This is a genomic window from Vicinamibacterales bacterium (genome assembly GCA_041659285.1).
Lineage (GTDB): Bacteria > Acidobacteriota > Vicinamibacteria > Vicinamibacterales > UBA2999 > 12-FULL-67-14b.
The window spans coordinates 115591-132109 of the sequence record JBAZYO010000006.1; the positions used below are offsets into that span (position 1 = coordinate 115591).

Annotated in this window: 11 protein-coding genes; 8 read left to right on the plus strand and 3 right to left on the minus strand. The window is 67.8% G+C overall.

The genetic code is table 11. The features are described 5' to 3' along the window. Positions 1-112 precede the first annotated feature (112 nt). From carB to WC815_11400, 3 genes are read right to left on the minus strand one after another with little or no spacing between them, the layout of a single operon-like run. A complete protein-coding gene (carB, locus tag WC815_11390; protein ID MFA5909372.1) occupies positions 113-3382 on the minus strand; it encodes a carbamoyl-phosphate synthase large subunit in 3270 nt (1089 codons plus the stop codon). Further along, positions 3383-4516, minus strand: a complete 1134-nt coding sequence (gene carA / locus WC815_11395) for a glutamine-hydrolyzing carbamoyl-phosphate synthase small subunit (protein MFA5909373.1) — start codon at positions 4514-4516, stop codon at positions 3383-3385. Between the two features lie 2 nt (positions 4517-4518). Then, positions 4519-5979, minus strand: coding sequence for a PEGA domain-containing protein (locus tag WC815_11400; protein MFA5909374.1), 1461 nt, complete (start codon positions 5977-5979; stop codon positions 4519-4521). A gap of 185 nt (positions 5980-6164) precedes the next feature. Between WC815_11400 and bshC the strand changes: the two genes are divergently transcribed. The 8 genes from bshC to WC815_11440 all read left to right on the plus strand — a co-directional run bounded on the left by bshC (position 6165) and on the right by WC815_11440 (position 16501). Beyond that, the gene (gene bshC / locus WC815_11405; GenBank protein MFA5909375.1) at positions 6165-7817 is read left to right on the plus strand and encodes a bacillithiol biosynthesis cysteine-adding enzyme BshC; all 1653 of its coding nucleotides are present in this window, start codon (positions 6165-6167) and stop codon (positions 7815-7817) included. Continuing rightward, positions 7814-10204, plus strand: a complete 2391-nt coding sequence (locus tag WC815_11410) for a PBP1A family penicillin-binding protein (protein MFA5909376.1) — start codon at positions 7814-7816, stop codon at positions 10202-10204. Before bshC ends, WC815_11410 begins: the two co-directional genes overlap by 4 nt. 330 nt (positions 10205-10534) lie before the next feature. Next, complete coding sequence (locus tag WC815_11415) at positions 10535-11371, plus strand: XdhC/CoxI family protein (GenBank protein MFA5909377.1); 837 nt, start codon at positions 10535-10537, stop codon at positions 11369-11371. Positions 11372-11397: 26 nt separating this feature from the next. Beyond that, a complete protein-coding gene (locus WC815_11420; protein MFA5909378.1) occupies positions 11398-12687 on the plus strand; it encodes a 5'-deoxyadenosine deaminase in 1290 nt (429 codons plus the stop codon). A 139-nt stretch (positions 12688-12826) separates the two neighbouring features. Then, positions 12827-13882, plus strand: coding sequence for a heat-inducible transcriptional repressor HrcA (gene hrcA, locus WC815_11425; protein ID MFA5909379.1), 1056 nt, complete (start codon positions 12827-12829; stop codon positions 13880-13882). A gap of 69 nt (positions 13883-13951) precedes the next feature. Further along, positions 13952-14479, plus strand: coding sequence for a nucleotide exchange factor GrpE (locus WC815_11430; protein ID MFA5909380.1), 528 nt, complete (start codon positions 13952-13954; stop codon positions 14477-14479). Then, positions 14476-15597 (plus strand): molecular chaperone DnaJ, encoded by a 1122-nt coding sequence (gene dnaJ / locus WC815_11435; protein MFA5909381.1) that lies wholly within the window; start codon positions 14476-14478, stop codon positions 15595-15597. Before WC815_11430 ends, dnaJ begins: the two co-directional genes overlap by 4 nt. Beyond that, a complete protein-coding gene (locus WC815_11440) occupies positions 15590-16501 on the plus strand; it encodes a 50S ribosomal protein L11 methyltransferase (protein ID MFA5909382.1) in 912 nt (303 codons plus the stop codon). Before dnaJ ends, WC815_11440 begins: the two co-directional genes overlap by 8 nt. Positions 16502-16519 lie beyond the last annotated feature (18 nt).

The window sequence follows — 16519 nt, forward strand, 5'->3', positions numbered from 1 at the left end:
CGGCAGAAACCTCAGAACGGGCGTTCGGAGTACGTAGAAAACGCCACGCTTCAACGGGGAAGACGTGGCGTTTCCTGCACCCCAGGCACCTTAGGCACCCTAGGCACCCTCTTTACGAACTCGCGACGGCGGCGTAGTAATCCTGCAGCGCCCGCACGTCGAGCCCTTCCGTCCTGAGGGCGCGGATGGCTTCGAGCGCCGCGGCGGCGCCGGTGATGGTGGTGATGCACGGCACGCCCGCCATCATGGCGGCGCGGCGCACGGCCTTGTCGTCGAAGAATGACTCGCGCCCGTGCGGCGTGTTGACCACCAGCGAGATCTTGCGGTTGACGATCTCGTCGGCGAGGCTCGGCCGGCCCTCGTTGACCTTGAACACCACTGAGCATTCCACGCCGTTGGCGCGCAGGTAGGCGGCGGTCCCGCGCGTGCCAATGACCTGGAACCCGAGCTCGGCGAAGCCTCTCGCGATCGGCAGCACCTCGCCTTTGTCCTCGTTGTTCACGCTGATGCAGACCGAACCCTGTTCAGGCAACCGCTGTCCAGCGCCAAGCATGGCCTTCGCGAAGGCCATGCCGAAGCTGTCGGCGCCGCCCATCACCTCGCCGGTGGACTTCATCTCCGGCCCGAGAATGGTGTCGACGCCGGGGAAGCGCACGAACGGGAACACCGGGCTCTTCACGAACACGCCCGCCGGCTGCATGTCGTCGGTGATGCCGAGTTCGGTGAGCGACTTCCCCGCCATCACGCGCGCGGCCACCTGGGCCAGCGGCACGCCGTTGGCCTTCGACAGGTAGGGCACCGTGCGCGAGGCGCGCGGGTTCACTTCGAGCACGTAGACGGTGTCGTCCTTGATGGCGTACTGCGTGTTCATCAGGCCGACCACCTTCAACGCCCGCGCGATGCGCCGGGTGTAATCGCGGATGGTCGCCAGGTGCCGATCGCCCAGACCCGGCGGCGGGACCACGCAGGAGCTGTCGCCCGAGTGAATGCCGGCCTCTTCGATGTGCTCCATGATGCCGCCGATCACGACGGCGCCGGATTCGTCGGCGACGCAGTCGACGTCCACTTCTTTCGCGTGCTCGAGGAAGCGGTCCACCAGGATCGGCCGATCGTGCGACACGTCCACCGCGCTCGTCATGTAGCGATCGAGCGTGGCCACGTCATACACGATCGCCATCGCCCGCCCGCCCAGCACGTACGACGGCCGCACCACCACCGGGAACCCGACCTTGGCCGCCACCTCGCGGGCCTCGGCCTTCGAGGTCGCCGTGCCGCTGGCCGGCTGCGGAATGCCGAGGTCCCACAGCAACTGGTTGAACCGCTGCCGGTCTTCCGCGAGGTCGATCGAGTCGGGCGAGGTGCCGAGGATGGTCACGCCCGCCTCCTGCAGCGCCAGCGCCAGCTTGAGCGGCGTCTGACCGCCAAACTGGACGACGCACGAGACGTCAACGTTGCCGTCGCGCTCGCGGTCCACCACCGCCATGACGTCTTCGAACGTGAGCGGCTCGAAGTACAACCGGTCGGCCGTGTCGTAGTCGGTTGACACGGTTTCGGGGTTGCAGTTGATCATCACCGTCTCGAAGCCTTCCCGCTTGAAGCCGAACACGGCGTGGCAGCAGCAGTAGTCGAACTCGATGCCCTGGCCGATGCGGTTCGGGCCGCTGCCCAGGATGATCACTTTCTGCTTGTCGGTCGGGTCGGCCTCGCAGGTCTGCTCGAAGGTGCTGTACATGTAGGGCGTGAACGACTCGAATTCCGCCGCGCAGGTGTCGATGCGCTTGAACGAGGTCTTGAGCTTCAGCTCGTTACGCTTCTCGCGGACCGCGGCCTCGTCCACGCCGAGGATGTCGGCCAGCTCGCCGTCGCCGAAGCCGCCGCGCTTGAGCGTGCGCATCAGGTCGTACGACATGTCGCGCAGGCCGACCATCTCCGCGGTCTGGCGCAGCTCGACCAGCTCCTTGAACTGCTGCAGGAACCACGGGTCCATGTTGGTGAGCTCGTGCAGCTTCTCGAGGTCCCAGCCTTTGTCGAGCGCGCGGAACAGCGCCCACATGCGGCGGTCGGTCGGAATCACCAGCTTGCGGCGCAGCTCGGTGTCTTCGTCGTCGCTCGATCCCGCGTCTTCTTCGTTCTCGTCCATCTGCGGCCGGCGGAACAGCAGGCCTTCCTTGCCCAGCTCGAGCGAGCGGATGCCCTTCAGGAACGCTTCCTTGAACGTGCGCCCAATCGCCATCGCCTCGCCGACCGACTTCATCTGCGTGGTCAGCGTGCGATCGGCCTGCGGGAACTTCTCGAAGTTCCAGCGCGGAATCTTGACCACCACGTAGTCGATGGTCGGCTCGAACGACGCCGGCGTGACGCGGGTGATGTCGTTGGGGATTTCGTCGAGGTGATAGCCGAGCGCCAGCTTGGCGGCGATCTTGGCAATCGGGAAGCCGGTGGCCTTCGACGCCAGCGCCGATGATCGCGACACGCGCGGGTTCATCTCGATGGCCACCATCCGCCCGTCGTCCGGGTTGATGGCGAACTGGATGTTGGAGCCGCCGGTCTCGACGCCGACGCGCCGGATGATGCGGCGGGCGGCATCGCGCATGCGCTGGTATTCCTTGTCGGTGAGGGTCAGCGCCGGCGCCACGGTGATGCTGTCGCCGGTGTGGACGCCCATCGGGTCGATGTTCTCGATCGAGCAGATGACGACGAAGTTGTCGGCGCCGTCGCGCATCACCTCGAGCTCGAATTCCTTCCAGCCGATCACCGACTCTTCGACCAGGATCTCGTGGACCGGGCTCAGGTGTAGGCCGCGGCCGGCAATCTCCTTGAACTCCTCGAGGTTGTAGGCGATGCCGCCGCCAACGCCGCCCATGGTGAACGACGGCCGGATGATCGACGGGAACCCGGTCTGCGCAACCATGACGAGCGCCTCTTCGAGCGTCTTCGCCACGCCGCTCGCGGGCACCGCCACGCCGATCTCAGTCATCGCGTCGCGGAACAGCAGCCGATCTTCGGCGACCTTGATCGCGGGGATCGACGCGCCAATCAGCGCGACGTTGTACTTCTTCAGGATGCCGAGGTCGTCGAGCTGCACCGCGAGGTTGAGCGCGGTCTGCCCGCCCACCGTCGGCAGGATGGCGTCCGGCCGCTCGCGCTCGATGATCTTCTCCAGCGCGTCCGGCGTGAGCGGCTCGACGTAGGTGCGGTCGGCCAGCTCCGGGTCGGTCATGATCGTGGCCGGGTTACTGTTGACCAGGATCACCTCGAGGCCTTCGGCCCTCAGCGCCTTGCAGGCCTGCGTGCCTGAATAGTCGAACTCACACGCCTGCCCGATCACGATCGGGCCCGACCCGATCACCAGCACCCGCTTGATATCAGTACGTTTCGGCACTTAGTTCTTTTCCATTTCGTCGAGGAATTCCTGGAACAGATAGTCGGCGTCGTGCGGTCCCGGCGAGGCCTCCGGATGGTACTGCACCGAGAAGATCGGCTTGCTGAGATGACGCAGGCCTTCAACCGTGCCGTCGTAGAGGTTGAGGTGCGTCACGCGCGCGGTGGCCGGCACCGAATCGGGATCCACGGAGAACCCGTGGTTCTGCGCGGTGATCTCAATGGCGCCGGTGTCGAGCTGCTTCACCGGATGGTTGCCGCCGCGATGGCCGAACTTCAGCTTGTAGGTCCTGGCGCCCAGGGCCAGGCCCATCAACTGGTGACCGAGACAGATGCCGAATATCGGCACCTCGCCGTTGATCAGCTCCTTGATGTTCTCGATCGCGTAGGTCACGGCCGCCGGGTCGCCGGGGCCGTTGCTGAGGAAGATGCCGTCCGGCTTCCACGCCATCACCTCGGCGGCGGAAGTGGACGCCGGAAACACCCGGACCTGGCAGCCGTAGGCGGCGAGCCGGCGCAGGATGTTGGTCTTGATGCCGAAGTCGTAGGCGGCGACCTTGAGCGGGCGCGTGGCGCGGTGCTGCGGCGCGATCCCGAAGCTGGCGTCGGTCACCGCATCGGCCAGCGAGGTCTCGAAGTCGTAGGCTTCAGCGGTGGTCACGTCCTTGACCAGGTCGCGGCCTTCCATGTGCGGCACGCGGCGCGCGCGCTCGATCAGCTCCGACGGCTCCACCGATCCGGTGGCGATCACGCCCCGCATCACGCCCGCCGACCGCAACACCTTGGTCAGCTGGCGGGTGTCGATGTCGCCGATGGCGACGATGTTGTGGCGCACCAGGTAGTCGCGCAGCGTCCCGGTCGAGCGCCAGTTGCTCGACACCGGCGAGGCGTCGCGCATCACGAATCCCGCCACTTGCGGCCGCGACGACTCGGTGTCGGCGGCGGCGACGCCGTAATTGCCAATCTGCGGCGCGGTCATCGTCACGATTTGCCCGGCGTACGAGGGATCCGTGAGGATCTCCTGGTACCCCGTCATGCTCGTGTTGAACACCACCTCGCCCGTGGTCTCACCCGGTGCGCCCGCCGAGACACCTTGAAACCAGGTGCCGTCTTCCAGTGCCAGAATCGCGTTCATCCTTACTCCTGTACGCTCAACGATGCGGCCGCGCGCGTGCGCTCGCCGGCAACCACGCGCACCGTGGTCACAAAAGTCTGGTAACCCGCCAGGGACAGGGTGACGCGATAGTCACCCGGCGCCAGGGCGTCGAGAGTCATCGGCGTCTTGCCGCTCGGCTTCCCGTTGATCGTGACGGCCGCCCCAGACGGCCGTGACTCCACACTCATGGTGCCGGTGGCCGCCGCCGCCGCCAACCGGACGTCGAGCGACCGCGACGGGCGGGCGCGGGTCAGCAGCACCCGCCGCGTCTCCGCGATATAGCCGCGCTCAGCCACCGTGATCGTACGCGATCCCAACTCCATATCGCGCAAGGCCAACGGGGTCACGCCTTTCGTCACCCCATCCACATCCACGCTGGCGCCGCTCGGCGTCGAATGAACCAACAAACGGCCTACGGCCGATGGTGCCTGGGGCCCGCCTTCGCGGCCGGAGGCCGCTACGGCGAGGTCTCGCCGTAGCTCGCCAGATTCTGAGCGAGCGGAGGCGGATGCCACAGGCGCAGGTGCCACGGGTGTCGATGTTGCTGGTGCGGGCGCCACTGCGGATTCGGTGCGCGACGGCGCGAGCATGGTCTGGATAGGCCCTGACTGCAGCGCTCGCGGCCGCGCCATGTAGCCGGCGGCGAAACCGACGACCATGCCCACCAGCAACGCCGCGATCAACCAGCCGCCACCGAACCGCTCCACCGCCTTCGGGGGCGTGTAGGCCGAACTCGGCTGCCACGACCTCACCGGTTCGACCGGCGGCGACAGCTTCGGCTCGATCGCGGCAAAGCGCGACTCGTCGATCGATAAGTCCTGATCGATGACGGCGACAGCGGCCGGCGGAGCCATCACGACATCCACCGGTGGCTCGTCGGGCACGAACGGCTCCACCGGATCGACATCCTCCGCGGCGCCGCCAAGCGGCAGCACCGGGATGACCGACGCGGCCAGGGCCTGGCAAAAGGCCGTGCACGACGCAAAGCGAGCCGCCGCTTCAGGCGCGAGCGCGCGCGTGAAGGCCCTGGACATCGCGTCGCGATCGACGCCGGGCAGCGCGCGCACTTCCACCGGGCGCCTGGCGGGACCTGAAATCCGGCGGCCGAACATCCACTCGAACGTGATGGCCGCCAGGGCGAACTGATCGGAGGCCGCGACCGGGGCGCCGCCGCTGGCCACTTCCGGTGCTGAATAGGGCGGGCCGGCGGGTTCTTCGACGCCGGCACCGGGCTCGTCGCCGAGACCCGTGACCTGGGTGCGCTCCTCGGCGACGAATATATTTCGGGGATGAAGGGAGCCGTGGATCTGACCGGCGGCGTGAGCCTCGTCCAATTCTTCGGCGATCGACCGGAGGCGCGGCAACAGGTCTTCAATCGCCGCGGGACCGAATTCGCGCAAGGCCGCTTCGAGGGAGTCGCCGTCCACTACGTCTGTAACCAAATCCGATGTCGGCTCATCCAACCCTCCAGCCACGGGAACGGTCAGGACGCCGTGTGGTTGCTGCAGCACACGATAGCGGCCGGATGCCGCGGGAGGACGTCGAAGGGTGAGCTTTTTGGTTCACTTATCGACTCGCAATGTTAGCACGCACGGTTGACAGTGTTGGTGACCGTTTGAGAGAGTACGTGGCGGTGCCTTCCGACGTCTCGCCCGTCTCCGCCTCATTAGCGGTGGACATTCGCACATTTCCGTGGATTCGGCGGCTGGCGTCCGACTATGCGTTCGCGTACGCGAACGTGGCGCCGTTCTTCGCCGGCGATCCCGCTACGCCCGCTGCCTGGGCCGACACCATCACGCGTTCGCAGGGCCTCAAGCGCCAACCGGCCGAGATTGCCCGCGTCATCGCCGCGCAGCAGTTACTGCGCGGCGCGCCCGCGGAGTCCCGTGCGTCCGCGGCCAGGCTGGCCGACCCGGCCACCCGCGTCGTCATTACCGGCCAGCAGGCCGGCGTGTTCGGCGGCCCCCTGTTCACGCTGCTGAAGGCGCTGACCGCCATGAAGCTGGCGGCCAAGGTGGAACGCGAGCACAAGGTGCCGGTGGTGCCGGTGTTCTGGATCGACGCCGAGGATCACGACTGGCCTGAAGTGAGCGGGTGTACGGTGCTCGACGCCGAGCTGGCGCCGACGACCATCCGCCTCGCGGACCTGGCCGGCGCCGGCCACCTGCCCATCGCCAAGCTCTCCCTCACCGCCGACATCACGACCGCCATCGACGAACTCGCCGCCGCGCTCCCCGATTCGGAGTTCAGGGCCGGCATCATCGACTCGCTCCGCACGGCCTATGCGCCTGGCCTCGGCATGGCCACCGCCTTCGGGAAGTGGCTCGAAGACGTGCTCGGCCCGCACGGCCTGGTGGTTTACGACTCGGCCGATCCGGCCGCCAAGCCGCTGGCCCGCGACGTCTTCGTCACCGAGGTCAGCCAGCCCGGCAACACCGCTCGCCTCGCCGCCCGCGCCGGCGAGGCGCTGGTGGCCAAGGGCTACCACGCCCAGGCCACGCTGGCCGACGGCACGGTCTCGGTGTTCCACCTCAACGCCGAGCGGCTGGCGGTCCGGGTGGACGGCAACCAGGCGTTCATCGGCGAACAGGCGATGAGCCTGCCGCAACTGGTGGACGAGGCGCGGGAGCACCCCGAGCACTTCAGCCCCAACGTGTTGCTGCGGCCGATCGTGCAAGACACGGTGTTCCCGACGATTTGCTACGTGGCGGGACCGAACGAGCTGGCCTACCTCGGACAGCTCCAGGAGGTCTACGCGCACTTCGGCGTGCCGATGCCGCTGATGTACCAGCGCGCCACCGCCACGCTCGCGGATTCAGCGACACTGCGCTTCCTGACCAGGTACGAGCTGCCGCTCACGGCGCTGCGCGCCCAGGACGAATCGGCCCTCAACCACCTGCTCGAAAGCCAGCTGCCGCCGACGGTCGAGCAGTCGCTCACCGCGGTGTCGGCGGTCATCGACGAACGCATGGCCGCGGTGTCGGCCGCCGTCCCGCAAATCGATCCGACACTCGAGGGCGCGGTGAAGTCCACGCTCGGCAAGCTGCAGCACGAAGTGCACGCACTGCACAACAAGGTGATCCAGGCGGCCAAGCGGCGTGACGACACGCTGCGCCGCCAGTTCCAGCGCGCGCAGGCCCTCACCTTCCCCCAGGGCCACCCGCAGGAGCGTGAAGTCGGATTCGTGTGGTTCCTGAACCGCTACGGGCCCGCCCTGGTGGACCGGCTGATCGACGAGCTCCCGCTCGAGATGGGCCACCACTGGGTCCTGACGATTTGACGAAGCGAACGAAGAAATCCGGCTGGCGCCTGCGCCTGGCCCGGCTCCGCTGGCCCGCGTGGCTGGCGCCGTGGCGGCGCCAGATCCTCATGGGCCTCGGCGTGATCGCGCTGGTCGCACTCGGCTCGCTGACCTATCTCTACGTGTCGTACGGCCGGATCATCGACGCCCGCCTGCACGGCGAGCGCGACCGCGCCGTGCCGCGCGTGTTCGGCCGCCCGCTCACCCTGCAGACCGGCCAGAACATCAACCAGCTCGAGCTGGTGGCGCGCCTCAACGACGTCGGCTACGCGCAACGCGCCCGCGTCGAGCGCCCGGGCGAGTTCGCCATCGACAAGAACACGGTGGTGCTGATCTCGCGCGGCGGCGATCAATCGTCCAAGCCCCTGGTCGTGACCTTCCCCGAGCCGCCGGTCGTCAAGAAGAAGACCGCCGCCCCGCCGCCGGTGGCGCAGCGCATCGCGAAGCTCGCCGTCTCGGGCCGGTCCGTGGAGCGCGTCACGCTCGACGCGCCGCTGCTCACCGGCCTGATGACCGGCACCCGCGAGAAGCGCCGGCGGGTGGCGCTCGACGCCATTCCGGCGCGCATGCAGGAGGCCGTGCTGGCGATCGAGGACCGCCGCTTCTATTACCACCCGGGCGTCGACCCCATCCGCATGGTGGGCGCCCTGGCCAGCAACGTCTTCGGCAACCGCGGTTACCTCTCGGGCGCCAGCACCATCACCCAGCAACTGGCCCGCAATTTCTTCCTGACCGACGAGATGGCCGTCGAGCAGCAGACCCGCCAGCGCTCGCTGCGCCGCAAGATCCTCGAGCAGTTCATGGCCATGATCCTCGAGACCAAGGCCACCAAGGACGAGATCCTCGAGCTGTATCTCAACGACGTCTACCTCGGGCACCGCGGGTCGTTCGCGCTGCACGGCGTGGCCGAGGCGTCGAAAATCTTCTTCAGCAAGGACGTGCGCAACCTGACGCTGAGCGAAGCGGCGCTGATCGCCGGCGTCATCCAGTCGCCGTTCTATCACTCGCCGTTCAACAACCCCGACCGCGCGCGCGACCGCCGCAACGTGGTGCTGCGGGCCATGGCCGACGGCGGCTACATCACCGCTGATGCCGCCGAACGCGCGACCAGGGAACCGATCGCGGTGGTGGCCCGCGCCGTCGACAACGAGGCGCCGTACTTCGTCGACTACCTCGGCTCGGCGCTCGACGACCTGTTCCCCGGCGCCACCTCGAAGCCCGGCACGCTCGACATTTACACCACGCTGGATCTCAACCTGCAGCGTCACGCCCAGGAGGCGGTCCGCGAGGGCATTGCCAAGGTCGATGCCGCGCTGGCCCGCCGCAAGCGCGGCCCCCGGCGCGTGGCCCAGGCCGCGCTGGTCGCGATCGATCCGCGGACCGGCGAGATCCTGTCGTTCATCGGCGGCCGCTCTTACAACCAGTCGCAGTTCAACCGCGCCGCCAACGCGCGGCGGCAGACCGGCTCCACCTTCAAGCCGTTCGTCTACCTGGCGGCCTTCGAAAAGGCCGCCGACGAAGGCACCGGCGACATCACGCCCGCGACCATCGTCTACGACGAACCCACGACGTGGCGCTTCGACAACCAGGCGTGGACGCCGCGCAACTACGACGGCGAATACGACGGCGGCATCACGCTGCGGCGCGCGCTCGCCATGTCCAGGAACATCGCCACCATCAAGGTAGCCGAGCAGACCGGGTACGACAGGGTCGTCGCGTTGTGGCGCAAGACCAAGATCGGCGAACAGGACCAGGTGAAGCCGTATCCCTCCGTCGCGCTCGGCATTGTCGAACTGACGCCGCTCGAAATGGCCGAGGCCTACACGGTGTTCCCGAACCACGGCACCATCAAGAAGCTGCGGTCGATCATCCGCGTGCAAAGCGGCGAGCAGAGCGCCGGCCCCAAGGTCGAGGCCGGGCCGAACGTGGCGCGGCCGGCCGCGGCGTTCCTGGTGACCCACATGCTGCGCAGCGTGCTGAACGAGGGCACCGGCGCCAGCGCCCGCGGCATGGGCTTCACGCTCGACGCCGCCGGCAAGTCGGGCACCACCAACGACCTCCGCGACGCCTGGTTCGTCGGTTTCACCCCCGAATTGCTGACCGTGGTGTGGGTGGGCCTCGACGACAACCAGCCGCTCGGCTTGAGCGGGTCGCAGGCGGCGCTCCCGATCTGGACCTCGTTCATGATGAAGGCCCTCGCCGGCCACCCCAACGTCGGGTTCGAGGCGCCGGGCGGGGTGAGCTTCGTGGAAGTGGACCGCGACACCGGGAAGATTGCGACGCCGGCTTGCCCCCGCGTCACCATGGAAGCGTTCCTCTCGGGCACCGAGCCGCTGGCCGGCTGCGAGCTGCATCGATTCCAGTAACACTGAGGCTGCTGCCCGCGACCGCCGCGCGGGAGGTCATAAACAGCCGCAGATTTCACAGATTTACGCAGATCAGCGAGGCGGCCCGCCGCGGAGCTTCGCTCCCGCGGACCGAGCCGACAGAAGCCAGAAACAAGAGTGGTCACGATCACCAGCACTCTTGTTTCTGGCTTCTGTTGGCTCGGTCAGGCCGGTTGGAAGGAGCACCAACCGGCCTGCGTCGGGCCGCCGTGTCTCTGCACCGTTCGGCGGTCACCGTAGAGCTCCAAAATCTGTGACTAATCTGCGTCTAATCTGCGGCTGTCGGTGGCTGCGGTACAATTCCAGCCCATGAACCATGAGGTCTTCGCTGCGCTCGGGGAGGCGCTCTCCCGCGGCGAAGAGGCGGCGCTGGTCACGATCGTGTCGTCCAACGGCTCCACGCCCCAGCGCGTCGGCGCCAAGATGCTGGTGTTCGGCGACGGCCGCATTGTCGGCACGGTCGGCGGCGGCTGCTACGAACACGACGCCATCGGCAAGGCGAAGCACGTGCTCGCCACCCGCCAGCCCACCACGGTGAAGTACGACCTCAACGACGACTTCGCGGAGGAGACCGGGCTGGTGTGCGGCGGGCAGATGGAGGTCTTCATCGAGCCGATCGAAGCCTCACCCGCGGTCTACATTTTCGGCGCCGGGCACGTCGGCTACTACCTGGCCCGGATGGCCCACGACGCCGGGTTCAGCGTCCACGTGATCGACGATCGCGCGGCGTTCGCCAACACCGAGCGCTTCCCGTTCGCGGCGTCGGTGGTCGTGGACGACATTCCGCAGTGGCTGGCCACGGCGCAGTTGCCGGCGACGGCGTATGCCGTCATCGTCACGCGCGGGCACCGCAACGACCTCGACGCCCTGCGCGCCCTCGCGCCGCGCGAGTTGCGCTACATCGGCCTCATCGGCAGCCGCGCCAAGGTGGCGCGCCTCTACGAACAAGTCATGGCGGAAGGCGGCATCGACCCCGACCTCCTGGCCCGCATCCACGCGCCGATTGGACTCGACCTCGGCGCCGTCACGCCGCAGGAAATCGCCGTCAGCATCACGGCGGAGCTGATCGCCGTCAGGCGCGGCAAGGCGGAGACGCTCAAGGCCGCCTCGCTGCAATGGTTCCCCAACCTCAAGGCTCTTCGCTAATCATTCGCGGCGCCACCATCGTCACCATGAACGATGCCTTCGAGGTGATCGAAGGCGACGTTCTGGTGCGCGACGGCCGCATTGTCGCGATCGGCGAGGTGCCGGCGGATGAGCGCGCGGACCGGACCATTCACGCGCATGGCGCGTTCCTGGTCCCCGGCTTCATCCAGACCCACATTCATTTGTGCCAGACGCTGTTCCGCGGCTACGCCGACGACCTGGCGCTGCTCGACTGGCTGAAGACGCGCATCTGGCCGATGGAAGCCGCGCACACGCCGGCGTCGCTGGCCGCGGCCGCGCGCCAGGCCGCGTCGGAACTGCTGATGAGCGGCACCACCACCGTGCTCACCATGGAGACGGTGCACGACACCGACGCGGTGTTCGAGGCGCTCGAGCCGATGGGCCTTCGCGCCGTGGTCGGCAAGTGCATGATGGACGCGAACGACGCCGCGGTGCCGGCGCGGCTGGTGGAACACACCACGCGGTCCCTCGACGAGAGCGTGGCGATCGCCAGGCGGTGGCACGGCCGCGCCAACGGGCGGCTGCGGGCGGCGTTCGCGCCGCGCTTCGCGGTGTCTTGTTCACAGGAGTTGCTGGAAGCGGTGGCCGGCCTCTCGAAGGAACACGGCCTCGTCGTCCACACCCATGCCTCGGAGAGCCGCGACGAGATCGCGCTGATCCGCGGGCGCACGGGTCGATCGAACATCGACTACCTGCGGCACACGGGCCTGACGTCTCCCCGTTTGTGCCTGGCCCACTGCGTGTGGGTGGACGATCACGAACAAGACGTGATGGCCGAGCATGACGTGAAGGTGCTGCACTGCCCAGGCTCGAACTTGAAGCTCGGCTCCGGTCTCGCGCCGGTCGTGGAGATGCGGGCCAAGGGCATCTCGGTGTCGCTCGGCGCCGACGGCGCGGCGTGCAACAACCACCTCGACATGTTCGAGGAGATGCGCCTGGCGGCGGTGCTGCAATCGGTGCGCAAGGGGCCGGGCGCGCTCACGGCCCGCGACGCGTTGTGGATGGCGACGCGCGAGGGCGCCCGCGCGATTGGCCTCGAGCGCGAGCTCGGCAGCATCGAGCCCGGCAAGCGGGCCGACTTCCTGCTGGTGGACCGCGACCGCCCGCACTTCATGGCCAGCCACGATCCCTACTCCACCCTGGTCTACTCCGCCCGCGGCACTGACGTCCGCACCACCGTCGTGGACGGCGAAATCCTCGTCGATGCGTTTCGTCCCACCCGCTGGGACCCCGCCGAGGTGGCCAGGGACGCCCGCACCGAAGCCGCCGCCCTGGCCGCCCGCGCCGGGTTTTGATGTGGCGTCCGGCTTCAGCCGGACCGTTGCGACCTATCTGCCTGCGCGACGGGCACTTACAGCCAGTCCGGCCGAGGCTCTTCGGGCGGAATGACCCCGGCGTGTTACAATTCCTAGCAGTCCAAGTATTCGACTGCTAATGACCGGACCGGCTATTTCCGACCGCACGCGCCGTATCCTGGCTACGCTCGTCCGCTCGTATATCGAGTCGGGCGAACCGGTGGCTTCGGGGACGCTCGCCCAAAAGGCGGGCCTGAACCTGTCGTCGGCAACGGTGCGCAACGTGCTCGCCCAGCTCGAAGAGATGGGCTACGTGTGGCAGCCCCACACCTCGGCGGGCCGCGTGCCCACCGACACCGGTTACCGCTGCTACGTGGACATGCTGATCGAAGGGCGCCGCGCGACCAAGGACGTCTCGGCCGTCGAAGCGCGCCTGCGGCAGGAAGCCGGCGACGCGCCGCTCATGGACGACCTGCTCTCCTCCACCTCGCACGTGCTGTCGGAAGCGAGCCGCAGCGTCGGCTTTGCGATTGCGCCGCCCAATGCGCGCGCGCTGTTCCAGCACATCGAGTTCGTGCCCCTCAGCGGCAACCGCATCCTCGTCGTCGTGGTGGCCAGCGGCAACCAGGTGTCGCAGAAGACGGTGGACATCGGCGAGTCGGTGACCGCGTCGGAACTGGTGCAGGCGGCGAACTTCCTGAATTCCGAATTCGGCGGCCGCACGCTCGAAGAAGTGCGCAACGGCGTCGCCGACCGGTTGAAGCAGGAACGCACGCTCTACGATCAGCTGCTCGGCCTGGCGCTGCGGCTGGCGAGCAGCTCGTTTGCGAACCTGGATCGGCCGACCGCCGTCTACATCGACGGCGCCTCGAGCCTGCTCGATGAAGTCGTGCAGGCCAGCGGCATTTCGGCGGCGACCCTGCGCGGGCTGCTCCGCATGGTGGAAGAAAAGCAGCGGCTGGTCCGCATGCTCACCGAATACATCGACGGCCCCGGACTGACGGTGGTCATCGGGGCCGAGCATAGCGACCCGGATCTGCGGCCGTTCAGCCTGATTGCGGCGACCTATTTCGATGGCCGCAGCACCGGCACGGTCGGCGTGATTGGGCCGACCCGCATGCGCTATTCCAAGGCCATCACCGTGGTGGACATCGCCGCACTGGCCGTCGCCAGGGTTCTGCGCGACGTTAATTAGTTACGACCGTAGGGCACCGCTTTCAGGGATGCCCTACCATTCGGTATCCTACAATTCAGTCGTCCAACCATGAGCGATCAACCGAACGACCCGATTGAGACCGGCGCGATTGCGCCCGACGCCGCCGAGGCGCCAGCGCCCGAAGCCGGCAGCCCCGAGGCCGTCAAGCGCGAGCGCGACGACCTGCTCGATCGGCTGCTGCGCAAGACCGCGGAATTCGACAATTTCCGCAAGCGCGTCGACCGCGACCGCAAGGACATGATCGAGTGGGCGGCCGCCGAGGTGCTCAACGACGTGATCGCGATTGCCGACGACTTCGACCGCGCCCTTGCCGCTGACGCGCCACCGCAGGCACAGCAATACAAGGCCGGCCTCGAACTGATCCAGCGGCAGCTCGCCGACCTGCTCAAGAAGCGCGGCGTCACCACCCTCGACGCCCTCGGCGCCGACTTCGACCCGCACGTCCACCAGGCCGTGGCCTACGAAGAAGTGGCCGGCGCGCGTGACGGCGAAGTGGTGGCGGTGCTGGCCAAGGGCTACAAGCTCGGGGAGCGCCTGCTGCGCCCCGCCATCGTCAAGGTGGCCAAGGCATCGTGAGCAAGCGCGACTACTACGAGATCCTCGAAGTCTCGAAGACCGCCACCGACCAGGAGATCAAGAGTTCCTACCGGCGGCTCGCCCTCAAGTTCCATCCCGATCGGAACCAGGGCGACAAGGCGGCCGAAGAGCAGTTCAAGGAAGCGGCGGAAGCCTACGCCATCCTCAGCGACGACGAGAAGCGATCGCGCTACGATCGCTTCGGCCACCAGGGCGTTGGCGGCGGCGCGCAGGGCTTCGACCCGTCGCAGTTCACCGGCTTCGAAGACATCTTCGGCGGGCTCGGCGACATCTTCGGGTTCGGCGGCTCACGGCGCGGCGGCCCGCAGCGCGGCTCCGACCTGCGCTACGACCTCGAGATCAAGTTCGAGCAGGCGGCGAAGGGCGTCGAGACCCACATCCAGATTCCCCGCCAGGAAGCCTGCGACACCTGCAAGGGCTCCGGCGCGGCGCCCGGCACGTCCCCGACGACCTGCCCGGGCTGCCGGGGCGCCGGCCAGATCCGCTTCCAGCAGGGTTTCTTCACCATGGCCCGCACTTGCAGCCAGTGCCGCGGCGCCGGCAAGGTGATCAGCAAGCCGTGCCAGACCTGCCGTGGCGCCGGCACCGTTGAGCAGACCCGCAAGCTGACCGTGAAGATCCCGGCCGGCATCGCCACCGGCCAGCGGCTGCGCCTGACCGGCGAAGGCGAAGCGGGCACGCAGGGCGGGCCGTCGGGAGACCTCTACGTCGTGATCTTCGTGCAGGAGCACGAGTTCTTCCTGCGCGACGGCAACGACCTGCACTGCACCGTGCCGCTCCCGTTCACCACGCTCGCCCTCGGCGGCGAGATCAAGGTGCCGGGCATCGACGGTGAAGAGACCATCAAGATTGCCGAGAGCACGCAGACCGGCTCGACCTATCGCCTGCGCGGCAAGGGCATGCCCGACGTGTCGGGCCGCGGCCGCGGCGACATCCTGGTCACGGTGCAGGCGGTGACGCCGAAGAAGCTCACCAAGGAGCAGAAGAAACTGCTCGAACAACTGGCCGCCACGCTGCCCGAGCAGAAGGTCTCGCCGACCGCGCGCGATGAAGACGATCGCGGCATTTTCGGCAAGGTGAAGGACATCTTTGGGTAACCGGACCTGGCCGGCGCTGATGCTGCGCGCCGGCGCCGTAGACGACTCCGAGGACATCATCTCGGCCGTCCTCACCGACTTCTCTCCAGTTGCGATCCACGATCTCGCGGAGCGGCCGCTGCCGCCGGGCGGGCTGTGGGATCCCACTTACCCGCCCATCCCCGATCCGCCGCCTACCCCGCTGCATTGGAACGTCTGCTTCAACGACGCCGATGAGCGCGCACAGGCCGCCGACGCCATTCGCGCCGCACTGCCCAATCTCGCCATTGAGGCCGTCGACCTGCCCGATGAAGACTGGGCCGCACGCTCGCAAGCCGCGCTGACCGCGGTCCACGCCGGCCGCTTCATCATCGCGCCGCCGTGGGACATGCCCGCCGCGGATGTGGATGCCACCGTGATCGTGATCGAGCCATCGATGGGCTTCGGTACTGGCCACCACGCCACCACGAGGATGTGCCTGCGGCTGCTGACTGACCTCGATGTGTCGGATCTGACGGTGCTGGACCTGGGAACCGGCTCGGGCGTGCTGACCATGGCCGCCGCCCTCAGCGGCGCTCGCCGCGTCGTCGGCATCGACGTGGATGTCGACGCCATCAATTCCGCGGAAGCCAGCGCCCGGTTGAACACTCTTCCCGACACCATCGAGTTCCAGGTGTCAGACTTCCGCTCGTCGCCGCCGGCGGCCGCCGAGGTCGTGCTGGCGAACCTGACCGGCGGGATGCTGAAGTCGGCCGGCTCGGTGATCGCCACCTTGGTGAAGCCCGGCGGCCAGATGATTCTGAGCGGCTTCGATCACACCGAGGTGGACGGCGTCATCGCGGCGTTCCCAGGCTTTGTCGAGGTGAGCCGCCTGACCGAAGACACCTGGATTGCACTCCACCTACGGAAGACAGCCGCAGATTAGACGCCGATTAGACACAGA